At 60.9% G+C, this 24,240-nt stretch carries 26 protein-coding genes; 13 read left to right on the top strand and 13 right to left on the bottom strand.

All coding sequences use genetic code 11. The features are described 5' to 3' along the window. Positions 1-2: 2 nt before the first annotated feature. The gene (locus tag BM399_RS17840; protein WP_244531333.1) at positions 3-1,991 is read right to left on the bottom strand and encodes a Clp protease N-terminal domain-containing protein; all 1,989 of its coding nucleotides are present in this window, start codon (positions 1,989-1,991) and stop codon (positions 3-5) included. A 285-nt stretch (positions 1,992-2,276) separates the two neighbouring features. Between BM399_RS17840 and argB the strand changes: the two genes are divergently transcribed. The 6 genes from argB to BM399_RS17870 all read left to right on the top strand — a co-directional run bounded on the left by argB (position 2,277) and on the right by BM399_RS17870 (position 6,686). Next, positions 2,277-3,233, top strand: a complete 957-nt coding sequence (argB, locus tag BM399_RS17845; protein ID WP_177228202.1) for an acetylglutamate kinase — start codon at positions 2,277-2,279, stop codon at positions 3,231-3,233. Then, positions 3,233-3,979 (top strand): pyrimidine 5'-nucleotidase, encoded by a 747-nt coding sequence (locus BM399_RS17850; RefSeq protein ID WP_092869047.1) that lies wholly within the window; start codon positions 3,233-3,235, stop codon positions 3,977-3,979. The genes argB and BM399_RS17850 overlap by 1 nt, the downstream gene beginning before the upstream one ends. Positions 3,980-4,042: 63 nt before the next feature. Further along, a complete protein-coding gene (locus BM399_RS17855) occupies positions 4,043-4,636 on the top strand; it encodes a LysE family translocator (protein ID WP_342028756.1) in 594 nt (197 codons plus the stop codon). Positions 4,637-4,705: 69 nt separating this feature from the next. Next, on the top strand, positions 4,706-5,233 hold the full coding sequence (locus tag BM399_RS17860) for a sigma-70 family RNA polymerase sigma factor (protein WP_092869048.1): 528 nt from the start codon (positions 4,706-4,708) through the stop codon (positions 5,231-5,233). Further along, a complete protein-coding gene (locus BM399_RS17865; protein ID WP_092869049.1) occupies positions 5,230-5,943 on the top strand; it encodes an anti-sigma factor in 714 nt (237 codons plus the stop codon). Before BM399_RS17860 ends, BM399_RS17865 begins: the two co-directional genes overlap by 4 nt. A gap of 140 nt (positions 5,944-6,083) precedes the next feature. After that, positions 6,084-6,686: a fasciclin domain-containing protein gene (locus BM399_RS17870; protein ID WP_244531334.1), complete on the top strand. Its 603-nt coding sequence runs from the start codon at positions 6,084-6,086 to the stop codon at positions 6,684-6,686. A 132-nt stretch (positions 6,687-6,818) separates the two neighbouring features. Here BM399_RS17870 and BM399_RS17875 read toward each other — a convergent pair whose 3' ends face one another. Beyond that, entirely contained in the window at positions 6,819-7,577 is a 759-nt protein-coding gene (locus tag BM399_RS17875) for an SDR family oxidoreductase (RefSeq protein ID WP_092869051.1), read from the bottom strand. Between the two features lie 125 nt (positions 7,578-7,702). Here BM399_RS17875 and BM399_RS17880 point away from each other — a divergent pair, with 125 nt between their 5' ends. Further along, entirely contained in the window at positions 7,703-8,500 is a 798-nt protein-coding gene (locus BM399_RS17880) for a zinc ribbon domain-containing protein (RefSeq protein ID WP_092869052.1), read from the top strand. Between the two features lie 40 nt (positions 8,501-8,540). On the opposite strand, the gene BM399_RS17885 is transcribed toward BM399_RS17880, so the two are convergent. From BM399_RS17885 to BM399_RS17905, 5 genes are all read right to left on the bottom strand, one after another. Further along, the gene (locus tag BM399_RS17885) at positions 8,541-9,470 is read right to left on the bottom strand and encodes a 3-hydroxybutyryl-CoA dehydrogenase (RefSeq protein ID WP_425284096.1); all 930 of its coding nucleotides are present in this window, start codon (positions 9,468-9,470) and stop codon (positions 8,541-8,543) included. Between the two features lie 35 nt (positions 9,471-9,505). Next, on the bottom strand, positions 9,506-10,450 hold the full coding sequence (locus tag BM399_RS17890; RefSeq protein ID WP_092869053.1) for an electron transfer flavoprotein subunit alpha/FixB family protein: 945 nt from the start codon (positions 10,448-10,450) through the stop codon (positions 9,506-9,508). Then, a complete protein-coding gene (locus BM399_RS17895; protein WP_092869201.1) occupies positions 10,450-11,205 on the bottom strand; it encodes an electron transfer flavoprotein subunit beta/FixA family protein in 756 nt (251 codons plus the stop codon). The genes BM399_RS17890 and BM399_RS17895 overlap by 1 nt, the downstream gene beginning before the upstream one ends. A 298-nt stretch (positions 11,206-11,503) precedes the next feature. Continuing rightward, positions 11,504-12,085: a cob(I)yrinic acid a,c-diamide adenosyltransferase gene (locus BM399_RS17900; RefSeq protein ID WP_092869054.1), complete on the bottom strand. Its 582-nt coding sequence runs from the start codon at positions 12,083-12,085 to the stop codon at positions 11,504-11,506. 67 nt (positions 12,086-12,152) lie between these two features. Next, positions 12,153-12,341: a twin transmembrane helix small protein gene (locus BM399_RS17905; RefSeq protein WP_092869055.1), complete on the bottom strand. Its 189-nt coding sequence runs from the start codon at positions 12,339-12,341 to the stop codon at positions 12,153-12,155. 257 nt (positions 12,342-12,598) lie between these two features. Between BM399_RS17905 and BM399_RS17910 the strand changes: the two genes are divergently transcribed. The 4 genes from BM399_RS17910 to BM399_RS17925 all read left to right on the top strand — a co-directional run bounded on the left by BM399_RS17910 (position 12,599) and on the right by BM399_RS17925 (position 16,955). Continuing rightward, complete coding sequence (locus BM399_RS17910; protein WP_244531335.1) at positions 12,599-14,212, top strand: peptidoglycan DD-metalloendopeptidase family protein; 1,614 nt, start codon at positions 12,599-12,601, stop codon at positions 14,210-14,212. After that, positions 14,212-15,642 (top strand): S41 family peptidase, encoded by a 1,431-nt coding sequence (locus tag BM399_RS17915; protein WP_092869057.1) that lies wholly within the window; start codon positions 14,212-14,214, stop codon positions 15,640-15,642. The genes BM399_RS17910 and BM399_RS17915 overlap by 1 nt, the downstream gene beginning before the upstream one ends. Before the next feature lie 84 nt (positions 15,643-15,726). Continuing rightward, entirely contained in the window at positions 15,727-16,251 is a 525-nt protein-coding gene (locus BM399_RS17920) for an RNA pyrophosphohydrolase (RefSeq protein ID WP_092869058.1), read from the top strand. 170 nt (positions 16,252-16,421) lie between these two features. Continuing rightward, positions 16,422-16,955, top strand: a complete 534-nt coding sequence (locus BM399_RS17925; protein ID WP_425284101.1) for an RNA pyrophosphohydrolase — start codon at positions 16,422-16,424, stop codon at positions 16,953-16,955. Positions 16,956-17,002: 47 nt separating this feature from the next. Here BM399_RS17925 and BM399_RS17930 read toward each other — a convergent pair whose 3' ends face one another. The 5 genes from BM399_RS17930 to BM399_RS21525 all read right to left on the bottom strand — a co-directional run bounded on the left by BM399_RS17930 (position 17,003) and on the right by BM399_RS21525 (position 20,415). Beyond that, complete coding sequence (locus BM399_RS17930) at positions 17,003-17,206, bottom strand: DUF2474 domain-containing protein (RefSeq protein WP_244531336.1); 204 nt, start codon at positions 17,204-17,206, stop codon at positions 17,003-17,005. Further along, entirely contained in the window at positions 17,203-18,210 is a 1,008-nt protein-coding gene (gene cydB / locus BM399_RS17935) for a cytochrome d ubiquinol oxidase subunit II (protein WP_092869060.1), read from the bottom strand. Before cydB ends, BM399_RS17930 begins: the two co-directional genes overlap by 4 nt. Before the next feature lie 5 nt (positions 18,211-18,215). Beyond that, complete coding sequence (locus BM399_RS17940) at positions 18,216-19,583, bottom strand: cytochrome ubiquinol oxidase subunit I (protein ID WP_425284102.1); 1,368 nt, start codon at positions 19,581-19,583, stop codon at positions 18,216-18,218. Positions 19,584-19,929: 346 nt separating this feature from the next. Next, the gene (locus BM399_RS20990) at positions 19,930-20,196 is read right to left on the bottom strand and encodes a hypothetical protein (RefSeq protein ID WP_143117859.1); all 267 of its coding nucleotides are present in this window, start codon (positions 20,194-20,196) and stop codon (positions 19,930-19,932) included. 93 nt (positions 20,197-20,289) lie between these two features. Further along, positions 20,290-20,415: a hypothetical protein gene (locus BM399_RS21525; protein ID WP_280140589.1), complete on the bottom strand. Its 126-nt coding sequence runs from the start codon at positions 20,413-20,415 to the stop codon at positions 20,290-20,292. Between the two features lie 264 nt (positions 20,416-20,679). On the opposite strand from BM399_RS21525, the gene BM399_RS17950 reads away from it, so the two are divergent. Both BM399_RS17950 and BM399_RS17955 read left to right on the top strand, forming a co-directional pair. After that, positions 20,680-20,964, top strand: coding sequence for a hypothetical protein (locus BM399_RS17950; protein ID WP_143117860.1), 285 nt, complete (start codon positions 20,680-20,682; stop codon positions 20,962-20,964). Positions 20,965-21,273: 309 nt separating this feature from the next. Beyond that, positions 21,274-22,590 carry an MFS transporter gene (locus BM399_RS17955; RefSeq protein ID WP_092869064.1) on the top strand — a complete coding sequence of 439 codons (1,317 nt, stop codon included), beginning with the start codon at positions 21,274-21,276 and terminating at the stop codon, positions 22,588-22,590. An 83-nt stretch (positions 22,591-22,673) separates the two neighbouring features. Here the strand turns inward: BM399_RS17955 and BM399_RS17960 are convergent, their stop codons facing one another. Further along, positions 22,674-24,197, bottom strand: a complete 1,524-nt coding sequence (locus tag BM399_RS17960; protein ID WP_092869203.1) for an acyl--CoA ligase — start codon at positions 24,195-24,197, stop codon at positions 22,674-22,676. Positions 24,198-24,240: the final 43 nt, after the last annotated feature.

Here is a 24,240-nt window from a genome sequence, read left to right on the forward strand (position 1 = left end):
CGTCAGTGCAGGACCTTCTGCATTAGGGCCATTCCGGATTCGCCGAACGTTGCGAGCGCGCCACCGAGGACCGCCGCGACCGTCCAACCGAGAAAGCGCGTGAGGGTTCGTGCGATGTTGGCGCGGACCTTTACTTCAATGGTCTGATCGGGAAGCGCGGTTTCCGCCGCGACGCCGTCAGCGCCGATCGTGCGGGCGGAGACGATAATCTGCAGGCTCGACCAGCCGCGCGATTGCGGCGTGATCAGAAAACGCCAGCTCGCGAAATCGTCGCTCGCGTAGCCCAGATTGCTTTCGATCCATTGCGTCTCGGGTGATGCGGATTCGATGAAGAATCCGCCTTCGGGCGCGCGAACGCGAACCGACATTGCCTTCGTGACGGCAACCGCGTGCTGCCAGACTTGGCCACCCCCTTCGAGTCCTTCCGTCAGCGCCTTGACCGAGGATTTGGCGATGCGGATCTCAGCGCGCGAGGTTTTGCCGACGCGCATCGAGCGCGGAATATTTTCCGCGAGCTGTCCGGTGTCGACGTTCTGGCCCTTGGCGCGTTTTTCCTTGCGACGCACTTTGCCGTCCGGCGCTGGGCGCTGCGAAACAGGCGGGCCCATTGGAGAGTCGGCCCGGAATGCAGGATCGTGACCGAGAGCGGATCTCGAACCCGGAGGTGCCGAACCCGGCGCCATTGGGGCACCCTGTGCGGGTCCCATCGGCGCCGACGGCATTGGAGCCGAAGGCACGGGACCGGAAGGCATAGGGCCACGCATCCGCGGGTTGACGGGTCCGCCGTGGATCGGCGCTCCGGGCGGAATTGGAGGCGGCTGTATCCTCGAAGGTTGGGGGCGCGGTGGCAGGTCCGCGAAAATATCGGGCGGGGGTGCGGGGCTCGCCTGTGGCGATGCCGGGCCGGGCTGATAGGGCTGCTGAAATGACTGGTCGTTCGGCCTCGCGGGTGCGGCCGGAGCTTGCTGTCCCTGCCAAGCGGGATGAGACCACGACGGTTCGGGCTGGGCACGCCCTGGCTGCGGACGCTCCGGTTGCGCTGCTGGCGCGCCGCCGCCAAAGCTCGGTTCGTGCCGATGCTGGTGCGCTCCGGGCGCTTCGCGCTCGCCGCCAGTCGGCAATTGCGGGTCGAGCGGCCCTGGAAACGACGGCGCGGGTGCGGGAGCGTCGAGCGCCGGTGAAGGCGCGGCTTCGGTCTGTGGCTGTGACCCGGTCGCGGCACTCGTGCTGCTGAACGTGGGCTCTTGCCGGGCTGGCTCTTGAGTGTGCTGAGTCTGCTCGCGTTGGGGCTCAGGCGCTGAGACGACCTCCGGCAGCGGCACCGAAAGCTCCTCAGGCGAGGGAGCGGGGGCCGGGGCAGAGGGAACCGCGGCAGCAGGGTATGGGCTAGGCGGGGGTGGCGCCGGGGGCGCGGGCCGCGGCATATCCTTCATGATTTCGCGCAAGGACGGCGTCGCACGGGATTGGACGCGTTCGCGGGCCCGGGCAAGCACGTCGTCGGCGACGGGCGGGGGCGGCGCTGCCGGTGCCTCGCGCGGCGGCGCCAGCGCGGCTTGCAGGGCCCGGATGGCGTTATCGAACGTCAGCCCGTGGGCTTCGAGAATTTGTGCGGCCATGCTTCGCGCGTCGCCGACAATTGCGGCGAGCACGATCGCGCCGTTGATATCGCGCCTGCGGCTTCCGCGCGCGGCCGCTGCGGCAGCCTCGAGGATGCGCCGAACGTCCTTCGATACGCCGAGGGAATCATGACGTTCAGGAGACGGTTCAGTGCCTTGCAGGACGCGCGCGACGACATCAGCCTTCAGGCGTTCGGCGTTGATTTGGCTGGCGTCCAGCACCGCGCCCGCATCGGGATCGTCGCAGAGGGCTGCGAGCAAATGCTCGAGCGAAACCTCTGCCGCGCCGCTCGACCCGGCAAAGTCGGCACCCCGTGCCAGCGTGGCACCGAGATCGGACGACATCGGAATCTGCGTAATATCTGTGGCCGTCACGCCCACGACGTCTCCCAAACTGAAGGCCAAGACGGCCAAGACTGGCCAGGACTCAACGCATTAACGTGCCGAAAGGACATGCTGATGGCAAGGTACAGCAATGGCATTATCCTGGCACGGTAGAATGACTTTTCGTCCCCAGATGGCCTAAACGCCTGCGTCAGTAACGCCCGCAGGCGGCAAAGCCCGGGAATTCCGTTGAGGCATTCGGCCGAGAAGCTATAAGACCGCGACGAAGCGACCGGCTCCCCGCCGGCGCGAACAGAATGGCAAAAGGGGGAGCGCGTGACGTCAACGAAAAGTCTCTCGGGAAATGCTGGCGCGGCGCCGGTTGAAACGCCTCTCAGCGCACATCAGCAAGCGCGTATCCTCGCGGAAGCCATACCGCATCTGATTCTCTACGATGAAAAGACCGTCGTCATAAAATTTGGCGGTAATGCGATGGGCGACGAGGAGCTTTTCAAAGCCTTCGCGCAGGATATCGTTTACCTGAAGCAATCCGGCATCAATCCGATCGTCGTGCATGGCGGCGGCCCCCAGATCGGCAGCATGCTGCAGAAGCTCGCGATCAAGTCGGATTTCGTTAACGGTCTGCGGGTGACGGACAAGCCGACGGTCGAGATCGTCGAGATGGTTCTCTGCGGGAAGATCAACAAGGAGATCGTTTCCGCGATCAACCGGCAAGGCGGCAAGGCGGTCGGCATATCGGGCAAAGACGCCAACCTGATGATCGCCAAGAAGATCACCGAAATGCCGGACCCTCAGTCGAACGAGATGCAGAAGGTCGACATCGGCTTCGTCGGCGATCCGCTGGAGGTCAATCCGCACATCGTCGAAGTGATTTCGAAGTCCGATCTCATTCCTGTGATCGCGCCCGTCGCCATCAGCCGCGAAGGCGAAACGCTGAACGTCAATGCCGATACGTTCGCGTCGGCTCTTGCGGCACGCATGCAGGCCAAGCGCCTGCTTCTGCTGACCGACGTTTCAGGCGTGCTCGACCAGAACAAGAAGCTCATTCCGAGCCTTTCGATCGAAGAAGCGCGCGACATGATCAAGTCCGGCGCGATTTCTGGCGGTATGATCCCGAAAATCGAGGGCTGCATCGAGGTCGTCGAGGCGGGCGTCGAAGGCGTCGTCGTGATCGACGGGCGCGTGCCGCACTGCGTGCTGTTGGAGCTCTTCACCGAACACGGCGTCGGCACGCTCGTGAAGCGCGCCGAGCGCAAGCGGGGCAAGACCTGATGGCCATTCCGGCCTCAGTGTCGGGTTTGCCGAAGCTCGTGCCGGCAGCGGCTAGGCGCGGGTTCGAGCACGTCGACGCCTGGATCTTCGATCTCGACAACACGCTCTATCCGGCGTCCTGCAACCTCTTTGCGCAGGTCGATGTGCGGATGAGCGAATTCATCGCCAAGACAATCGGTGTTCCGCGCGAGCATGCGCGCCATTTGCAGAAAGCCTACTATCGCCAATTCGGTACGACACTCGCCGGGCTGATGAAGGTTCACAAGCTGCCGCCCGGTCCATTCCTCGAATATGTGCACGATATCGATCTCTCTGTCGTTCCGGTCATGCCGGACCTCGCAGCTGCAATCTCAGCCCTTCCGGGGCGCCGGCTTATTTTTACGAACGGCTCGCGCCTTCACGCGGAGAACGTTGCGCGCAAACTCGGTGTGCTCGATCTCTTCGAGGACATCTGCGATATCGCGGCAATGGAATATGTGCCGAAGCCCGAGCGCGAAGCCTTCGACCGGATGCTGAAGCTGCATGCGGTTCCTGCGGCACGGGCGGCGATGTTTGAAGATATGCCGCACAACCTCGTGCCGGCATCGACACTCGGGATGACGACGGTGCTCGTTCATTCCGACTACATCGATCATCCCGCGCAGCTGAAAATCCGGGAATGGCGCGAACTTCCTGAGCATGTGCATTACTTGACACGCGACCTCACGAAATTTCTCGTCGACGAGGTTTCGGCTTCAGCGAAATAGGATGAGTGCGATGCCGGGCGCCATCCAAGAGCTTGCCGTCTTTGGTGTGCCGCTCGCGTTCCTTTGGCTCTCTTTCATGATCGAGCTGACGCCCGGCCCAAACATGACGTATCTCGCCGTTCTGACGTTGGCCGGCGCGCAGGTTTCGCGGCTGTTGCCGGTGTCGCCTCCGGTCTTCTTCTGATTGGCCTTCTTGCAGCGCTTGGTGTCGCGGCGCTCATTTCCGAATCCCGGATGCTCTATGAGTTCATCCGTTGGGCCGGCGCTTTCTACATGTTCTGGCTGGCCTACGACATCTGGCGCGGCGAAGACCCAACGGCGGCAGAAGGCGACGCCGGACAGGCGAAGGCCGACAGGTATTTTTTTCGCGGCTTCGTGACGAATGTTCTCAATCCGAAAGCGGCTGTCTTCTACATTGCGGTGCTTCCGCAATTCATCGACCCCAATCGGGATCTGCTACCGCAGACGATGGCCCTGACGCTGGCTTACGTCGCCGTCGCGACCATCGTTCATGGCGGGATCGTTGCCTTGGCTTCGAGAGCGCGGCCCTTACTTCAGAATGCGGACCGCATGCAGATGGTGAGACGTGTGCTCGCGATCGGTCTGCTTCTCGTCGCGCTGTGGCTTCTGTGGTCGACGAGAGTGTCAAACGGCTAGGCGAGCAGCCGTCCGTCGGGTTATAGGTCCATTGTTCCGTGTGCAAATATTTGATCCGGCGGCGCGAGACTGTTTCTGCTGCAACGCGTGGCCCGGCAGGATCGGGCAGCCTTCGCTGAAGTTTATGCAGCTACAAGCGCGAAACTTTACGGCATTGTTCTCCGTATCTTGCGACGCCGGGACATTGCGGACGAGGTGCTTCAAGAGGTTTACGTGAAAATCTGGGAGCGGGCGGGGGACTTCAGGTCTGAAAGAGCCTCACCTATCGCCTGGATGGCAGCTATCGCTCGCAACCGCGCCCTCGACGAGGTAAGGCGCAAATCGCCCGTGTCGATCGAGGACCATCCCGAAATTCAGGACTTTCCGTCAGGTGACGAGACGGGGCTCGCTGCCGTGATGCGTGGCGAAGATTCCAAGCGGCTCGCCGATTGTTTGGCCCGGCTAGAAGCGGATCGCCGTCAAATGGTCGTTCTGGCTTATTGCGAAGGTTTAAGCCGCGAGGAGGAGCTGGCGACGAAATACGACCAGCCTGTCAATACAATCAAAACTTGGCTTCGCCGGTCGTTAGCGCAGTTGAAAGGCTGTCTCAGCTCATGACTGATGACAACGACATTGACGCCATCGCCGGAGAGTACGTTCTCGGCACGCTCGATGCCGGCGAACGCGCTTCCGTTGCGGCTCGGCGCTTGCGCGAGCCGGCGCTTGACGCTGCCATTCAAGAATGGGAGCGCAGGCTGGCCCCATTGGCTGAGTTGGTCCCTGCCGTTGCGCCGCCTGGGGATGCCCTCGCCAAGATCGAGGCTCGCATCGATGGAAAGGGCACTCCTTCCGCTGGAAGCGCGACGATCGTCGATCTTCGCCGCCGCCTGAACCTTTGGCGCACAACGGCTATCGCAGCGTCGGCTATCGCCGCGAGCCTCATCCTCGCGCTCGGTGTCAGAGACTTTCAGCCGAAGCCGAAGCAGCAGAATCTCGTCGCTGTCCTGCAGAAAGACGCGGCTTCTCCCGCTTTCCTCGTTACGGTCAATATCGAGGACCGGACCATGATCGTGCAGCCCGTCGCTACCAAACCGGAACCGGGAAAGAGCTACGAGTTGTGGATTGTGCAGGACAGTCTCGGCGCGCCGAAGTCCCTGGGCGTCATCGATGAACCAAAGACAATTACGCGGCCAACGCTTGCAGCCTACAAACCCGACGTGATCGAAAGTGCGACGTTTGCGGTGAGCCTCGAGCCCGAAGGCGGCTCGCCGACCGGTCTGCCAACCGGCCCGGTCGTTTTTTCGGGCAAGCTTATTCCTGCAAGATAGTCGGCCTGCAAGTCATCGGTGGACGGCTACGCGCGTTGGGCCAATTTGGATCACGCGAAACCCAAAAAACAAATCGCACACTGTTTGAAACTGCTCCCGATCTGATCCCGTAACTCCGGACGCGTCTCCCAGGGAGGCGAATGAAACAACCGGAGAAACACCCCATGTTCAACGTCAATCGCGTCTCTCTTCTCGGCGCAGCCGTTTTCGCTCTTTCGCTGTCGTCGGGCTTGGTCGCCAATTCGTTCGCCAAGGAAAAGACTGTCGAAGTCGGCGGCGCGGCGATGTACCCATCGAAGAATATCATCGAGAATGCCGTCAACTCGAAAGACCACACGACGCTCGTCGCGGCGGTCAAGGCGGCTGGGCTCGTGAATACGCTCGAGGGCAAAGGCCCGTTCACCGTCTTCGCGCCGACCAATGCCGCATTCGACAAGCTTCCCGACGGAACGGTTGCAACGCTGCTTAAACCTGAGAACAAGACGCAGCTGACAAACGTACTGACCTACCATGTCGTGGCGGGTGATTACTCGGCGGCGAAGATGTCCAAGGAAGCCAAGGCAAACGGTGGCAAGCTCGATCTCAAGACAGTCGAAGGCGAGCACATCATGATCGAAGGCGACAATATGGGCGGCTGGTGGGTCGTCGATGGCAAGGGCGACAAGGCGAAGATCACCATCGCCGACGTCAATCAGTCGAACGGTGTGATCCATGTGATCGACGGCGTGCTTTTGCCGAACTGAAGCCGTCACGAAAACTCTGCGAAGGTGAGAGGAATGCCTCCTTGCACCGTCGCAGAGTAGCGGGGACCGGCCGGAAGACGTGTTTCAGGCAGTTTCTTTCGGCCGGATTTTCTCGCGCCGCGGGTTATTCAATCAACCGCGGCCGATGAAGGGCATTCCCGTCGCCATCAGGGTCATGAACTGCACGTTGGCATCCAGCGGCAGGTTGGCGATGTAGAGGACGGCGTCTGCAACGTGGGCAACGTCCATCCGCGGCTCAACCATGACGCGACCGTCGGCTTGAAGAATCCCGCTCGCCATTTTGGCTGTGACGTCCGTTGCGGCGTTGCCGATATCGATTTGGGAGCAGGCGATGTTGTCGGCGCGGCCATCGAGTGAAATGGATTTCGTGAGGCCAGTTATGGCGTGCTTCGTCGCCGTGTAGGCGGCCGAGAATGGACGCGGGACTTGCGCCGAGATGGAGCCGTTGTTGATGATCCGTCCGCCTCCCGGTGTTTGCGCCTTCATGATGCGGATCGCTTCGCGCGCGCAGAGAAATGGTCCCGTCAGATTAACATCAACGACGCGCTTCCATTCTTCGAGCGGGAGGTCTTCGAGAGGAACACCCTGCGTGAAGGTTCCGGCATTATTGAATAGGAGATCCAAACGGCCGAAAGCTGCGCGCGCCTTTTCGAATGCGGCGTGGACTGCGGTTTCATCGGTCACGTCGGCGGGGGTGACCAGGAAACGGCCACCGCCAGATACGGCGTCTGCGGCGGTTTTTTCCAGCTCGGCGACCCGCCGGCCCAGGAGAGCGACATCAAATCCATCGGCCTGAAGCTTCAGAGCAACAGCTCGGCCGATGCCCGACCCGGCGCCCGTCACCAATGCCACGCGTGAATTGCCAATCATCTTCGTCTCTTGTGCTGAACATCCGAAACGGCTGCATAACTCCGAACGGCCCGGTGCGCCAGTTTGTGACGACATGGGGCCGTGATAGAAGAATCGCCGCTCGGGGCAGCACGGGGGTCGCGGTCATGGCGGAAACGGAAGCGGCTGGTTCCGAATTTTGCGTCAATTGCGGCACGGCATTGCGGGGGAAGTTCTGCAGCGGCTGCGGCGCGCCCGCGGCGGTCCATCAGGACAAAGAAGGCTGGAGCGCTCTTTCTTCGGAGTTCTTGAGTTCCCGTCGCGACAACAGCTTCTTCCCGGTTGTCGTTTCGTTTCTGATCCACCCCGTCGATACGATCATCCGGCTGACGGACGATCCCAACTATCGCTCGCATTGGGCGTTCCTGACAGCGATGGTCGGGTTCCAGCTCACGCTCGCTTACGTCATCGTGCCGAAGATGTTCGCGGCGCTTTTCAATATTCCTAATACGGCGAGCAGCGCGACTGTCGTGACGAACGAGGTCGTGCAGTACGTTGGGATGGCGATCCTGACGCCCATTCAATATTACGTGTGCCGCGCACTCGGCACGCTGCGGCGGACACCGATGTCATATGTGAAGCTTTGCGTGTTGAGCGTCAGCTATGGATCAATCGTGAGCATCATAGTCACGCTCATTGCGTTCGCGACAGGGTTTGCCGCGCTGAAGACTCAGGCGGACATCGACCTCAGCCTCGTTTGGCAGGTTTTGACGCTTGCAACTTACGCAGCCGTCCTCGTATTCGTTTCGGCGAGCCATAAGATATTTTGGGGAATGTCCTGGCCGATTGCGATCGGCGTCACGCTCTTTGTCGGCGGAATGTCGTGGCTGGTCGTTTATCCGGCGCTGACGGCGATTGCGGAACGGGCGGATGTGGCGGGCACTTTGGGCAGTGTATTGGGATAGACGTCAACGCTATGCGGCCGAGCCTTTACCGCGTCGGGCTCTATCGCGTAGGAACCGGCTTTTCGCCCCGGTAATCGTAGAAGCCGCGCTTCGTCTTGCGGCCGAGCCAGCCGGCCTCGACGTATTTCACGAGGAGCGGACAGGGGCGGTACTTCGAGTCCGACAGGCCTTCGTACAGGACCTGCATGACGCTGAGGCAGGTGTCGAGGCCGATGAAGTCGGCAAGCTCCAACGGACCCATCGGATGATGCGCGCCGAGGCGCATCGCCTTATCGATCGCATCGACGGTGCCTACGCCCTCATAGAGCGTATAGACCGCCTCGTTGATCATCGGCAGCAGGATGCGGTTGACGATGAAGGCCGGAAAATCTTCCGAGACGGCTGTCGTCTTGCCGAGACTTTCGACGAAATGGCGTGCCGTCGAAAACGTCTCATCGCCGGTCGCGATGCCGCGAATAAGCTCGACGAGTTCCATGACCGGCACGGGGTTCATGAAGTGCATGCCGATGAAGTCTTCGGGGCGGTCGGTCGTCGATGCGAGCCGCGTAATCGAAATGGACGACGTGTTCGAGGCCAGCATCGCCGTCGGCTTCAGGTGGGGACAGAGCGCCGCGAAGATCTTGTGCTTCAGGGCTTCGTCTTCAGTTGCCGCCTCGATGACGAGATCGCACTCTCCGAAGTCTTCGAACGACGGCGCAAAGCTGATGCGCTCGAGCGCCGTGTCGCGATCTTCTTCCTTGATGATGCCCTTGGCGATCTGGCGCGCCATGTTCTTGTGGACGGCTTCGATGCCTTTATCGAAAGACTCTTTCTTCAAGTCGTTCATCGCGACCGTGTAGCCCGACAGGGCAACGACGTGGGCGATACCGCTGCCCATTTGGCCGGCACCGATGATGCCGACCTTGCTGATCGTCCTGGCAGGTTTCACGCCGACCCTGCCTTTTTCCATCAGCTTCTGAGCTTGCCCCATGAACGCATGTCCTTCGCGGTGAAAAGAAGCCGGGCTTAGCGCCCGGCTTTCTGGAGTTCTGCGTCGAGTTCGGGCAGCGCTTGGAACAGATCCGCCACGAGCCCGTAGTCCGCGACCTGGAAGATCGGCGCTTCGCCGTCCTTGTTGATCGCGACGATGATTTTGGAATCCTTCATGCCGGCGAGATGCTGAATGGCACCCGAAATGCCGACGGCGATGTAGAGGTCGGGCGCCACGACTTTGCCGGTCTGTCCGACCTGCCAGTCATTGGGCACGAAGCCAGCGTCGACAGCGGCGCGCGAGGCACCCATGGCGGCACCCAGCCGGTCAGCGATCGGCGCAATGTATTTGGTGAAGTTCTCGCCGTTCCCCATGCCGCGGCCGCCGGAGATGATGATCTTCGCCGAGGTCAGCTCGGGGCGGTCGGATTTAGAGAGCTCGGCTTTCTCGAAGGTCGAGATGCCGACAGGGGCGGGAGCGGCGACCGTTTCGATTGCAGCAGAGCCGCCTTCGCTCGCAGCCGGAAATGCGGACGTGCGGACGGTGATCACCTTCGTTGCATCCGACGATTGGACGGTCTGGATGGCGTTGCCCGCGTAAATCGGACGTTCGAACGTATCGGGCGAAACCACTTTGGTGATGTCGGATATCTGCATGACATCGAGCTTGGCGGCGACGCGCGGCAGGACGTTCTTGCCGTATGCGGTCGCGCCCGCAACGATCGCCGAATAGTTCTTGGCAATCGAGAGAATGAGTGCCGCAACTTCCTCGGCGAGGCCTTTGGCGAGCTGCGGCGCATCCGCGACGAGAACCTTCGAAACGCCTGCAAGTTTGGCTGCGGTCTCGGCGGCGCTACCAACGTCGGAGCCAACAACCAGAATGTGGACGTCTCCGCCAAGATCCTTCGCCGCGGAAAGTGTTTTGGCCGTTGCCGGCGAGAGGGCATTGCCCGAAAGCTCTGCGAGGAGAAGTGTCGTCATTAGAGTATCCCCGCTTGGCTTTTCAGAAGTTCAACAAGTTCAGCAACGCTGCCGACCTTTACGCCGGCTTTACGCGATGCAGGTTCGCTCGTCTTCAAAACTTTGAGCCGGGGCGCGATGTCGACGCCAAAGTCTTCCGGCTTCTTGACATCGAGAGGCTTTTTCTTGGCCTTCATGATGTTCGGAAGCGATGGGTAACGCGGCTCGTTCAACCGCAGGTCCGTCGTGACGACTGCGGGCAGGTTGACCTTGATGGTTTCGAGGCCGCCGTCGACCTCGCGGGTCACGGATAGCGACCCCGCTTCTGGGACGACCTTCGAGGCGAACGTGGCCTGCGGCCAGTCGAGCAAGCTCGCGAGCATTTGGCCGGTCTGATTGCTGTCGTCGTCGATGGCCTGCTTGCCGAGAATGACGAGATCGGGCTTTTCGGTCTCGACGAGGGCTTTGAGGAGCTTGGCCACAGCGAGCGGCTCGACGTTCGTGCCTTCGGGGACTTCGATGAGAATGGCGCGATCGGCGCCGATGGCGAGCGCTGTGCGGAGCGTTTCCTGGGCCTTCGCCGAGCCGATCGAGACGGCTACGACTTCCTTGGCGCCGCTCTTTTCCTTGAGGCGAACAGCTTCTTCGATGGCGATTTCATCGAATGGGTTCATCGACATCTTGACGTTTGCCAAGTCGATGCCGGAGCCGTCCGGTTTGACGCGAATCTTGACGTTGTAGTCGACGACGCGCTTGACCGGGACAACGATCTTCATGTCATTCGCCAGAATGTCCGGCGCTCCCTTGTTGTTGTTTCCCGCGCTTCGGACGAACGCAGGTTCTTGCAGCGCGCCTGCTGTCCAGTCGGGCAAACCGGCTGCGCCCCAAAGGGCCGGCCTGCCCGGTGGCACAAAATAGCTCTCGCAACTGCGAAGGCCGAAAGCTACGGGTGGGTTTTGCTCAAGTCAATCGGCGCGTGCGTCGCGGCGTCCTAAAGTTTTGGGGTCATTTCAGGCTACCGGAGAAGGGCTTGGCGGGTCTCTCGGTTTATTGCCCTTCGGTCGTCCGTTCCCGTCACCGGTTCTTACCGGGCACCCACAGGATATCGGATTTGCCCCGATCGTTGACGTAGCGGCTGGCGACGAAAAGGAAGTCCGAGAGCCTGTTAATGTATTTGAGGGCGGGTGCGCTAACCGGCTCGTCGGGGAGGGCGGCCAATTCGACCATTTTCCGTTCGGCCCTGCGAGAAACCGTCCGTGCGACGTGAAGTGCCGCGCCAACAGGGCTCCCCCCTGGTAGAACGAACGACCGTAACGGCTCGAGTTCAGAGTTCATCTGGTCGATCTCGCCTTCCAGTCGCGTCACCTGCGCATCGGAGATGCGCAACGGCTCGTAGGAAAGTTTTTGGCCTCGATCCGGCACACAGAGATCGGCGCCCAGATCGAAGAGATCGTTCTGGACGCGAAGCAACATTGCATCCACGTCCGGCTGTTCGCCCGCCAATTGGGTGCGAGCGACGCCGATGACGGCATTCGTTTCATCAACGGTGCCGTATGCCGCTATACGGGGAGACGTCTTCGGAACGCGCTCGCCAGTCCCTAGCGCCGTCGTCCCGGCATCGCCGGTTTTGGTATAAATGCGATTGAGTACGACCATCGGTGAGAAAACCTGGTTTGGCTCATGCAAGAGAAAAGCGTCAGCGCCTTTGGCAGGCGGCCCGCCATTAGTGGGTCACAAAGACGTAGGCAAGAATAATAAGGATTGCCACAAACTGGAGGCCAACGCGCCACCGCATGAGCTTCTGGCTGAGATTGGGGTTTTTGCCCTTCATCATGTTCCAGAAGCCGAACAGCAACACGATGAGTACCGCAAAAACAGCAATCGTAGTGGCATGGTAGAGAATAGTTTGCATTACCTACATCCGAACCGTGATTTGAGATTTTGCTTACGCCTTCCACCTGGGATGAGCAATGTTCATGTGGTTAAACCGGCAGTCCTTACAGGTGGGCGGCCAGCACGGACGGGGCTTGGCCTGCCAAGCATTACGCATTTGAAATTTGCTCTCCGCAGTAAATGCCTTAATTTTTCCGCCGCATCATTCGCGCGCTCGGTTTGGGTCGCCCCAAATCGTGCTCACTCTGCGATGTGCGCCCAATGAGCCGAGGCCTCGTGTCAAAAAACCTTTCGTCGTCGCGCAGTGGACGGTCTCGCCTGAATGGTGCGACCGGACGTGCGGGACTGGCCGGCGCACTGATGCTGTCGCTCGCCGTCGCTCCGCTCCATCCTCTTTACGCGGAAGATGCCCTGCCTTCCGATCCGGGCACCGCGCGCAAGGTGCTCGAAGAGAAGAAACGCGAACTCGATGCCAATGCCGCCAAAGAGCTGACGATCCAATCTGACGTCCTGCAGCTCGGCGCCGAGCGCGAACGGCTGAACGGCCGTCTCGTCGAGACGGCGGCCCTCATTCAGCGCAGCGAAGCGCAGATGACGTCGATCGAGGGGCGGCTTTCAGAACTCGAAGAGCAGGAACGCGTCGTGCAGGGCTCTCTCGCCCAGCGGCATGGGCAGATCGCGGGATTGCTCACCGCATTGCAACGCATGGGGCGCAATCCGCCGCCCGTCCTCGTGACGGCGCGCGAGGATGCCTTGGGCATGGTGCGCAGCGCGATGCTGTTGTCATCGGCCTTTCCGGATCTGAAAGACCAGGCGGTCACGCTTGGGACGCAGCTCGCCGATTTGCAGCGCGTGATGGGTAATATTCGCACCGAGGGCGCGAGGCTGCAGGCCGAAACGGACCGTCTCAACGAGGCGCGCACCCGTCTTGCCAGCCTCATGGAAGCCAAAAAGCTGACGCTCGCGGATCGCCAGTCGGAACTCGCGTCGGTTCGCGTCGCGACCGCCGACATTACGAAGAGCGTCACCAACCTGTCGGAGCTGATCAGCCGTCTCGATACGACCGTGACGGAGAAGACCGGGCTCGGCGCGTACAATGACGAACTCAAGGCACGGCATCTCGCTGACGCGTCGCAAGGACAGACTCAGCCGGCCGGACCGCAGATCATCAAGCCGCCGCCGCCCGAGCAGGAAAGCGATAACGCGAAGCCGGCGGACGTCGGAACGCTTGCCGCCAATCTCGCCACCAATCAGGTCGTCAAATCGCCGGCAGCCGCTCCGCAGGCGAAGGCCATACCGGTCGGCGGGCTGACGAAAGTCGCGGCGCCGGAAGCCGACCTTGCGACGGCGGCACCGAGTCCGGCCGCGGGAAGCGGCTCGAAAGTCGCGATGGTCGAATTGGCGCCGGGCGGATCGTCCCTCATCACCGGCAGTCCGGGCCGAATCAAACCTGCTATTCCGTTTTCGGACGCGCGCGGCAAACTGCCTTTGCCGGCCCAAGGACGGCGCGCTCTGACGTTCGGCGAGCGCACCCAATTCGGCGGCCAGTCGAAGGGCATGGTCATCGAAACGCGGGCTTCTGCACAGGTTACATCACCGTGTGATGGCTGGGTTGTCTACGCGGGCGAATTCCGCAGCTACGGCCAACTCTTGATCATTAACGCGGGCGACGGCTATCATGTGCTGCTCGCGGGTCTATCGCAGATCGACGTCCAGCCGGGACAGTTCGTGCTGACTGCCGAGCCTGTCGGCACAATGAGCGGTGGGCAAAAGAATTCCTCGCCCGCGCCTGTTAGCGGACCTGTTTTATATGTTGAACTTCGTAAAGATGGGCGTCCTATAGATCCCGATCCCTGGTGGGCATCAGGTCAGCAGAAGGTACAAGGCTAATGCGCAAGACCGACTATGCATTCTGGACATTCCTGCTGATGACAGGTTTGGCCGGCGCGACCACGCTGCTGAACGTCACTCAGACGTACTCGGCAAGCGCGTCGCAAAATTCAGAGCTCTATAAGCAGCTCGATCTCTTCGGCGACGTACTCGAGAGGGTTCGCTCCGACTACGTCGAAAAGCCCGACGATACCGCGCTCATCGAAGCGGCGATCAACGGCATGCTCGCCTCGCTCGATCCGCATTCATCGTACATGAGCCCGAAGAATTTCCGGGATATGCAGGTTCAGACGCGCGGCGAATTCGGTGGCCTCGGAATCGAAGTCACCATGGAGAACGGCGTCATCAAGGTCGTTTCGCCCATCGACGACACGCCCGCCGCCAAGGCCGGCCTGATGGCGAACGACCTCATCACCCATCTCGATAACGAAGCCATTTCCGGCCTCACGCTCGAACAGGCCGTCGAGAAGATGCGCGGTCCGGTCAATACGCCGATCATGCTGACGGTCGTGCGCAAGGGCAAGGATGAGCCGTTCGACGTGAAAGTCGTGCGGGATGTGATCCGCATCAACGCCGTCAAGTCGCGTGCCGAAGGCGATATCGGCTACGTGAAGGTCACGACCTTCAACGAGCAGACGCACGCCAACCTGGTGAAAGCCGTCGAGACTCTCGACAAGCAGATCGGGCCCAACATCAAGGGTTACATCATCGATCTGCGCAACAACCCGGGCGGTCTCCTCGATCAGGCCATCGCGGTGTCGGATGACTTCCTCGAGCAGGGCGCCATCGTTCTCACCAAGGGCCGCAACAACGAGGAAACGCAGCGGGCGAACGCTCGTCCGGGCGATATCTCGGACGGCAAGAAACTCGTCGTCCTGATCAACGGCGGCTCGGCGTCGGCTTCGGAAATCGTTGCGGGTGCTTTGCAGGATCACAAGCGTGCGACGGTCATCGGCACGCGGTCGTTCGGCAAGGGATCGGTCCAGACGATCATTCCGCTCGGCGCCAACGGTGCGATCCGCTTGACCACGGCTCGTTACTACACGCCGTCGAACCGGTCGATCCAAGCCAAGGGCATCGAGCCGGATATCAACGTCGAGGAAGCCGTGCCGGATGACATGAAGGACAAGATCGCCGCCGAGAAGCCGCGCGGCGAGGCGAGCCTTCGCGGCCATCTGAAGAATCCTGACGGTACCGAGAAGGAAGACGATCTGGGCGAACCGTCGGGTTCGTCGTCCTACGTCGCCAAGGACGCCGACAAGGACACGCAGCTGCAGTACGCAATCAACTTCCTGCACGGCACTGCGAAGGGCCCGGAGACGTCCAGCGCGACCCCGTCGCCTGCACCGACCACGACGGGACCGACGTCCGGATCGAGCAACAAGGCTCCGGTTCCGTCCGACGATGACAAGAAGGTCACGCCGAACTAAAGCAACCTGCAGAGGTTAGGGTTTGAAGGGCGCCCATTCGGCGCCCTTCATTTTGTTGGGCGCTATTTAACAAGGGGTGGGGTCATGGCGGATCAGTCGAAGAAGGCCTCAGCGGGCGAGCTTGGATACCGCCCCTGCGTCGGCCTCATGGTCATCAATCGCGACGGCCTCGTCTGGGTTGGCCGGCGCGCCGACGTCCCCGGCGACGCCGAGGGACGCGGGTCGTGGTGGCAGATGCCCCAAGGTGGCATCGATGCGGGCGAAGATCCGGCGGCCGCCGCCCGGCGCGAGCTTTTCGAGGAAACAGCGATCGTCTCGGCCGAACAGATCGGGGAGCTATCGAAATGGCTGACCTACGATCTCCCCGACAATCTCATCGGCGTCGCATGGGGCGGCAAATATCGCGGGCAGAAGCAGAAATGGTTCGCCTTCCGCTTCACCGGAGATGACAGCGAAATCAACATCATGCCTGCCAAGGGAGAGCCTGAATTCGTGGCTTGGCGTTGGGCGCCGGCCGACGATCTTCTCGATCTCATCGTGCCGTTCAAACGGGAGGTCTACCGGGATGTCCTCGCCGAGTTCGCCCCGCTCGCGCGCAGCGGCGGCTGACGTGATGGGGGCCTTCCGGCCTCCGAAAAAGCTGCCCAAAAAAGCGCCTTGTGGCGTTTGCCCCCTATGTGACAGTCTAATGTCATAAGACTGCTATGATTTTCTGTACGATAGACGAATCATAGCGCAAACTTGCGTCAAGTTATCCACAGGCCCGGCTAATGTCTTTGCTGCCTGATCTTCCGAGTCTCTCGCACCATGCGCTTCCGTTCCGGACGTGTGTCGGCATTATGCTGCTCAATCGTGAGGGCTTGGTGTGGGTCGGCCGTCGCCGTCCGAAGTGGGCGGGCGATCATCAGGCGTACATCTGGCAAATGCCCCAGGGCGGTATCGAGAAGTTCGAAGCGCCGCGGCTTGCGGCACTCAGGGAGCTTCGCGAGGAAACGGGCGTTACGAACGCCGAGGTGATCGGCGAGCATCCGGAGTGGCTCACCTACGAGCTTCCCGACAGCTTGCTCGGCATCGCGCTCAAGGGCCGGTATCGCGGCCAGCGGCAGAAATGGTTCGCGATGCGTTTCCTCGGAGAGGATAGCGAAATCGATATCTTGCCGAAGGAAGGCACGAAAGCCGAGTTCGATACGTGGCGCTGGGCGCCGCTCGACTCGGTTCCGAAGTTGATCGTTCCGTTCAAGCGCGAAATCTACGAGCGCGTGACGGGCGATTTCGCGCACTTGGCGCGGCCATTGGCTGAAGGGCAGGGCTAGCTCTCCAACTGCGTCCGCGCGTTGTTCGGCGTTCAGCCAACAGATCGTCAGTGTGGAACGGTCATGCCGGCGGCCGACATGAGCATTCGAATAAGAACAGCGACGATGCCGACCGTGACGACGCCCGCGGCGTAGATCAGCACAAGCCAGCCGACGCGGCGCAGCCACGACGGCCTCTCCATTTCGGCATCTTTGGCGCGGGCGACACGCGTTCCGCGCGCCGGCCGCCAGCGCGGAGCGCCCGGCTTCAATGGTAGCCCTCGCCAGCTCTGACCTTGCCACGAAACACGCTGTAGGCCCAAGCCGTGTACATGAGGATGAAGGGAATTATGAAGAGCGCTCCGACGAGCGTGAAGCCAAGGCTCTGTGGGGGCGATGCCGCATCCCAGATCGATATCGACGGCGGAAGGATGTTCGGCCACAGGCTGATGACCAAGCCGCTATAGCCTAGGAAGATCAGCGCCAGCGCGAGCACGAACGGCAGCCCGTGGGAGTCTCGCTGGACCGACCAAAGCAATGCGAGCGTCGCCAAGACGACGAGAACCGGCACCGGCGAAAACAGAATGATGTTGGGGAACGAGAACCAGCGTTCCGCTATCGCGCGATGCTCGAGGGGCGTCCAGATGCTGACGATGACGATCGCCACGAACAGAGTGATGATGATCGGGCGCGCGAGCGCGCGCATGCGCTCCTGCAACGGGCCCTCGGTCTTGATGATCAGCCATGTTGCTCCGAGAAGCGCGTAGGCGAAGAGCAAGGCCAGTCCAGTAAAGATGCTGAACGGCGTCAGCCAGTCGAACGGTCCTCCGGTGTAAGCGCGGTTCGTAACCTCGAAACCCTTGATGAACGTGCCGAGGACGACGCCTTGCGAAAAGGTCGCGAGGTAGGAGCCAAAGGAAAACAACGTATCCCATACGTGTCTCGGCGCCCGTTCGGCGCTCAAACGGAATTCGAAGGCGACGCCACGAAGGATGAGACCGGCGAGCATCGCGATGATCGGCAGGTAGAGGGCCGTCAGAACGACCGCATAGGCGACCGGAAAGGCTGCGAGGAGACCCGCGCCTCCGAGCACCAGCCACGTCTCGTTGCCGTCCCATATCGGCGCGACGGAGTTCACCATCAAATCGCGATCGGAGCGGGCGGGGACGAACGGGAAGAGAATTCCGACGCCCAGATCGAAGCCATCCATGATGACGTACATCATCAGGCCGAAGCCGATGATCAGTGCCCAGATGAGCGGAAGATCGATGCCCATGGCTGTCAATTCCCTGGCGCTGATGGAACGACATCGTCGGCTCCGGAAATCGGGCGGGCGGGACGACGGAAAGGATCATCGATGGAACCGGCGGCCGGGCCCGCGCCTTCGTCCGGACCTCGCGCAACGATTTTCAGCATGTAGGCGAAGCCTATGCCGAAGACGAGGCAATACAAAACGATGAACACGATCAGCGAGATCGAAAGCTGCAGAACAGAATGGTTCGATGCGCCGACCGCCGTGCGCATGACATTGTAGACGACCCAGGGCTGGCGACCCATCTCGGTCGTTATCCAACCGGCCAGGATCGCAAGCAGTCCCGCCGGTCCCATCCACAAGGCGAAACGCAGGAAGGATTTCGATGTGTACAACTCGGACTTCCACCACAGCCACAGGCCCCAGAGGCCGAGCGCGAGCATGAGAATGCCGAGGCCAACCATGATGCGGAACGTCCAGAATACCACCGTCGCATTCGGTCGATCATCCGGCGGATATTGCTTCAGTCCCGGGATCTCGCCGTAGAGCTTATGGGTCAGGATCAGGCTGCCGAGATATGGGACTTCGACAGCGTAACGCGTTTTCTCCTCCGCCATGTCGGGCCAGCCGAACAGTATGAGCGGGACGCTCTCGCCGGGGATGTTCACCCAATGGCCTTCGATCGCCGCCACCTTGGCCGGTTGGTATTCGAGGGTGTTGAGGCCGTGCTGATCGCCGATGAACATCTGGATCGGCGTCAGCACCAAAACCAGTCCCATCGCCATCAAGAACATCGTGCGTATGGCGGGCGTCGATCGGCCCCTCAGAAGGTGCCATGCGGCAGCGGCGCCGACGAACAGTCCCGTCGCCAAGTAGGCCGCGACCGTCATGTGCGCGAGCCTATACGGGAATGACGGATTGAAGATGACTTTCAGCCAATCGGAAGGAACGACCTGGTTGTCAACCACCGTGAAGCCTGCAGGCGTTTGCATCCAACTGTTGGACGCGAGAATCCAGAGTGTCGAAATCAACGTCCCGGCGGCGACCATTATGGTCGCGAAGAAATGAATGCCGGGGCCGACTTTTTGCCAGCCGAAAAGCATGACGCCGAGGAAGCCCGCTTCGAGGAAGAATGCGGTGAGAACCTCATATGCTAGGAGGGGGCCAGTGATCGGGCCGGCGAAGGTCGAAAATACGCTCCAGTTGGTTCCGAACTGGTACGCCATGACGATGCCCGACACGACGCCCATGGCAAACGCGATCGCAAATACCTTCACCCAATATTGATAGAGTTCACGGTATCGGACTTGCTCAGTCCACAGCCAAAGACCTTCCAGCACCACGAGATAGCTTGCGAGCCCGATCGTGAGTGCCGGAAAGATGATGTGGAATGAAATGGTGAATGCGAACTGGAAACGCGCCAGATCGATGGCCAGAGCCGATGCCGCGGTGGTATCCATGCTTTAGCCTCGGAATCCGAACGCGCGAAGTTTCGCACGCTCACCTTCACCGGCGGAAAAGTCGCGGCTACCTTGCACCTAGCGCCGCTATTCCGAAACAGCGTCGCCTGCGCGAACTTAATGAACGGCTAAAGCAAGGGCGACTTTTCAGAATACATCATCGTTCGTGATCGTTCGTACGATGATCGATTTCATCGCGACGAGCAATTCAGAAAAATCAGAAATTCAAATCAAGAATCAAATCAAGAAAGTGCTTCGCGCATTCTTTGCGAAAGTCGTGGCGCTAACGGCGCTGGCCGCCGACGCCACCAACACCGCTTTGGACGCCGCCGGGCCGCGTATTATAAATCGATGGATTGGTGTAATTTCTAAGCCGGTCCGGATAGGTCGGGCCCGGCGAGCCGACATTTCTATCGCCGCTATTTACAGTGCTCGGCGGTGTGCGGATGATCACGTCCGATCCTCCAGACGTCTGACCTGATGCTGTTTGCGCCAAGACAGGCGTAACAACAACCAGCGCCGCCGCGACGGCAAGGATGGGTTTTTTCATTTTCAGCCTCATAATTCATCGTCACGCAGGGGCCCACCCGCCTCATTTACATGGGGAATCCGGATCAAGCTGCAAGGCTGGCAAGGACGGGCGTCAGCGGACGAGGAAGATGGTCCAGGTGGCAAGGCCGACGAGGACGGCACAGAGCAGCGTCAGCATGACCGGATAGCTCACCGGAGGTCTGTCGCTGCCGTCGGGAGGATCAGTGAGTTTTGACATGGGGCATCATGAATACAAATTGTTTAAACTGAGTATGATGGAAACTTAATGCGATTTTTCAGTGTGTTGGCAGTGAAATGTCGAAAAGTAGTTGATCTTTCGTGAATAAGTTTTTGAACTTAGTTCCGCATCGGCGCATCGCAGTTCTACGATCTTTTGACTTAGAGCATTCGCGGGTTGGCCGAATAGTGTGGAATTTCGCGCTGTCCGGCATATTTTGAGTCCGCGGCGGGGGAGTGCTTCCGAGAGCTGTGGAGCTTTAGGATGCCAATGCCATACCTCAGCGGCTGCATTGCGGCCGTGGTCGCTATTCTCGGGTTCGGCGCGTTCAGCTTGATCGCTTATGCGGATGCGGAGCCCGAAAGCCTTCGGATACAGAGAGAAGCCGAGAAGTCTTACAAGACGACGCCGGTCGTCCCGATCGATCGGCCAAATTCTCATCACCGCGAGTTTTTGAAGGATGGGCCGGCCGGCTATCAGCTCGGTCCGGCACCGCCTATTCCCGGTACGGGTGCGCCCGGAAGTGGAAAACGCGCCTCCGGAAAGTAGGGCGATGATTTTTTCCGGGGGCCCGAGCGGGCCCTACAAGCTCACGCAAGATGGTCGCGGGAGTTCGTGTCACGCCGACGGAGGAAGCGCGTAGCAGCTCGCCCCTCAACACATGCCGAACCTAAGGACCCCCAGGCAACGTCCTGATGGGGAAAGGCGAATGGCGCTCGCGAGAGGCGCTGCGGCATCCGGCACATTGGACAATTTGCCCAATGCCCTCGCGGTTGGGACCGGGACAAGAAGCTACGAAGAGGCTCGCGGACGCTTTGCGCGCAGAGCTGGGCATGGTTCAAGGAGCAATATCGGCCGATGAGTGGAGCCTCAGCCACGTTCGAACGCGACGCGAGAATCGTGAATGCGCGTCACGGTGATGTTAATCCCGGCGAGATCGCCATCGGGGTCATCATCGGCCGGACCTCGGAGTTTTTCGACTTCTTCGTCTACGCCATTGCGTCGGTCCTCGTTTTTCCGAAGCTCGTCTTTCCGCATCTCGATGCGTTGACCGGCACGCTTTATTCGTTTGCGATCTTCGCGCTCGCTTTCGTGGCGCGACCGATCGGCACCGTCATCTTCATGGGTATCGATCGCGCCTACGGCAAAGGCGTGAAGCTGACCATCACGCTGTTCCTGCTCGGCAGCTCGACCGTCGCGATCGCGTTTCTTCCCGGCTACGAACAAATCGGCTTGGCGTCGGCGTTTCTTCTCGCGGCTTTCCGCATCGGCCAGGGCCTTGCTCTCGGCGGCGAATGGGATGGTCTTCCCGCACTGCTAGCGCTCAACGCGCCTGAAAAGCGCCGCGGCTGGTACGCGATGATCCCGCAACTTGGCGCGCCGCTCGGCTTGATGGTCGCAGCAGCGCTCTTCGCATATTTCGCATCGAACCTGTCGTCGGAAGATTTCCTCGATTGGGGCTGGCGCTATCCGTTCTTCGTTGCGTTCGCGATCAACGTCGTCGCTCTCTTCGCGCGGCTTCGCATGGTGGTGACGCCGGAATACACGGAGCACTTCGAGCAGCGGGAACTCGAGCCGAAGCCTATCGGCGAGACGATCCGTGCCGAGGGCGCGCACATCATCATCGGTGCTTTCGCGCCGCTCGCGAGCTTCGCGCTCTTTCACATGGTCACCGTGTTCCCGCTTTCGTGGGTCTTCCTTTACACGGACCAGAGTCCATCGCGCTTTTTGGTCATCGAGCTGATTGGCGCTGTCGTCGGTCTCATCACCATCGTTCTCTCGGGGTATGTGGCCGATCGCGTCGGCCGTAGAAATCTCTTGTCCGCGACGGCGGCCGCCATTGCTGCCTTCAGCGGGTTCGCGCCACAGCTTCTCAACGGCGGCGACGTCGGCGAAGTCATCTTCATGGTGTCCGGCTTCATCCTGCTCGGCTTGTCGTTCGGGCAGTCGTCGGGCGCGGTGGCGTCGAACTTCTCGAAGGCTTATCGCTACACGGGATCGGCGTTGACGACGGACCTTGCTTGGCTTGTCGGCGCTGGATTCGCACCGTTCGTCGCGCTTTATCTGTCGAGCGAGTTCGGTTTGATGGCGGCGGGCGGGTACCTGCTCTCAGGCGCTGTCGTTACCCTGCTGGCGCTCGCAATGAGCCGTCAGCTCGAGTCGACCGATCGCTAAGCTTCTTCGATCATTGCCGTCATAAAAAAACGCGCCGGGCTGTCAGCTCGGCGCGCTTTTTATCGTCAACCTGTGCTGTCGCCTCAGGCGAGGCCGAGCTTCTGCGCCAAGCCGATGCGCTGCAGCTTGCCCGTCGCGCCTTTCGGAATTTCCGGCAGAAGCAGAATCTTGCGCGGCACCTTGTAGTTGGCCAAGCGCTCGCCGGCGAAATCACGCAGCTCGCGTTCGGTTGCTTCCTGGCCCTCCCGCAGCACGACGGCCGCGGCGACGTCCTCGCCGAGCTTGTCGTGCGGCACGGCAAACGTGACGACCTGCAGGACGGCGGGGTGATCCATCAGAACTTCGTCGACCTCGCGCGGCGATACCTTTTCGCCGCCGCGATTGATGATCTCCTTCAGGCGGCCCGTGATGGTGATGTAGCCGTCGGCATCGATCGTGCCCTGGTCGCCGGTGCGGAACCAGCTGTTGGTGAAGGCTTCGCCGTTCGCCTTGTCATTGTTCTCGTAGCCGGCAGTGACGTTGTCGCCGCGGATGACGATCTCGCCGACTTCGCCGGCTTTGAGCAAATTGCCCTCGGGGTCCATGATGGCGACCTCGGGTCCGGCGGCGATGCCGACAGTACCGGGTTTCCTGACGCCACCGATCGGGTTCGACGCCATTTGGTGCGACGCTTCGGTCATGCCGTACGCTTCGACGACGGGCGCGCCGAATGCGGCTTCGAGCTCGGTGATGACTTGCGGCGGCAGCGACGACGAGGACGAGCGAATGAAGCGCAGCTTGTGACGCGCAATCGTTTCGCGATTGTGGTTGGCGCGGCCGACGATCGCCTGATGCATGGTCGGGACCGCGGTGTACCAAGTCGGTGCTGCCTCTTCCATTGCCGAGAAGAATTTGAGGGCATTGAAGCCGGGCGTGCAGAAGATCGAGCCGCCGCGCGACAACGGCGCGAGCACGCCCGCGATCAGTCCGTGGATGTGGAAGAGCGGCATGATGTTGAGTGCGCGATCATCGGCCGTGAGGTTTAGTGCCGTCGCGATGTTCGAAGCGGATGCTGCGACGTTGCCGTGGGTGAGCGGCACGATCTTGGGACGAGACGTGGTGCCGGACGTGTGCAGGATCAGCGCGGTATCGTCGCTATCTGCCGGGCCAGGCCGGGCAGGCTGTTCGCGGCCGGTGGCAGCAGTCGAAAGCGTGAATGCGCCGGCGCCGTGCGCAGGATCGGGCTTCAGCGTGATGATGGTGATGCCACGTTTTTCAGCGACGCCAATAGCGGGCGACGTGCTGCCTTCCTCGACGATGAGCGCCTTCGTGTTGATGTCCGACATGTAGAAGTCGAACTCGTCGGCGCGATATCCCGGGTTGAGCGGTGCGGCGGTCGAGGCCGATGCGGTCGCGACGAATGCCGTCGCCATTTCAGGGCCATTCGGAAGAACGATCGCGACGCGGTCTCCGCGGCCTATCCCAAACTCATTGAGGCGAGCAATCGTGCGCAAAACGAGCGTGCGAAAGCCCGCGTACGTCAGCGGTTCGGCGCCCGAAGCTCTGATCGCCGGGGCTTGGTCGGCGCCCGCTTTGAGAAGGTCGTGAAGGGTCGTGCTCGTTGTCATTTTGTTACTCGTGTCTCCGGTGCCTCGCCATTTGAAGGCGTCG

It is taken from the genome of Hyphomicrobium facile, assembly GCF_900116175.1.
Taxonomy (GTDB): Bacteria; Pseudomonadota; Alphaproteobacteria; order Rhizobiales; family Hyphomicrobiaceae; genus Hyphomicrobium_B; species Hyphomicrobium_B facile.

Bases quoted from the DNA above. Each gene is read 5' to 3' on its own strand.
- BM399_RS17960 (WP_092869203.1), bottom strand. From the start codon at position 24,197: ATGACAACGAGCACGACCCTTCACGACCTTCTCAAAGCGGGCGCCGAC.
- BM399_RS20990 (WP_143117859.1), bottom strand. From the start codon at position 20,196: ATGAAAAAACCCATCCTTGCCGTCGCGGCGGCGCTGGTTGTTGTTACG.
- BM399_RS17880 (WP_092869052.1), top strand. From the start codon at position 7,703: ATGGCGGAAACGGAAGCGGCTGGTTCCGAATTTTGCGTCAATTGCGGC.
- BM399_RS17950 (WP_143117860.1), top strand. From the start codon at position 20,680: ATGCCAATGCCATACCTCAGCGGCTGCATTGCGGCCGTGGTCGCTATT.
- BM399_RS17915 (WP_092869057.1), top strand. From the start codon at position 14,212: ATGCGCAAGACCGACTATGCATTCTGGACATTCCTGCTGATGACAGGT.
- BM399_RS17905 (WP_092869055.1), bottom strand. From the start codon at position 12,341: ATGCAAACTATTCTCTACCATGCCACTACGATTGCTGTTTTTGCGGTA.
- BM399_RS17850 (WP_092869047.1), top strand. From the start codon at position 3,233: ATGGCCATTCCGGCCTCAGTGTCGGGTTTGCCGAAGCTCGTGCCGGCA.
- BM399_RS17895 (WP_092869201.1), bottom strand. From the start codon at position 11,205: ATGAAGATCGTTGTCCCGGTCAAGCGCGTCGTCGACTACAACGTCAAG.
- BM399_RS17900 (WP_092869054.1), bottom strand. From the start codon at position 12,085: ATGGTCGTACTCAATCGCATTTATACCAAAACCGGCGATGCCGGGACG.
- BM399_RS17875 (WP_092869051.1), bottom strand. From the start codon at position 7,577: ATGATTGGCAATTCACGCGTGGCATTGGTGACGGGCGCCGGGTCGGGC.
- BM399_RS17890 (WP_092869053.1), bottom strand. From the start codon at position 10,450: ATGACGACACTTCTCCTCGCAGAGCTTTCGGGCAATGCCCTCTCGCCG.
- BM399_RS17870 (WP_244531334.1), top strand. From the start codon at position 6,084: ATGAAACAACCGGAGAAACACCCCATGTTCAACGTCAATCGCGTCTCT.
- BM399_RS17955 (WP_092869064.1), top strand. From the start codon at position 21,274: ATGAGTGGAGCCTCAGCCACGTTCGAACGCGACGCGAGAATCGTGAAT.
- BM399_RS17865 (WP_092869049.1), top strand. From the start codon at position 5,230: ATGACTGATGACAACGACATTGACGCCATCGCCGGAGAGTACGTTCTC.
- cydB (WP_092869060.1), bottom strand. From the start codon at position 18,210: ATGGGCATCGATCTTCCGCTCATCTGGGCACTGATCATCGGCTTCGGC.
- BM399_RS21525 (WP_280140589.1), bottom strand. From the start codon at position 20,415: ATGTCAAAACTCACTGATCCTCCCGACGGCAGCGACAGACCTCCGGTG.
- BM399_RS17885 (WP_425284096.1), bottom strand. From the start codon at position 9,470: ATGGGGCAAGCTCAGAAGCTGATGGAAAAAGGCAGGGTCGGCGTGAAA.
- BM399_RS17920 (WP_092869058.1), top strand. From the start codon at position 15,727: ATGGCGGATCAGTCGAAGAAGGCCTCAGCGGGCGAGCTTGGATACCGC.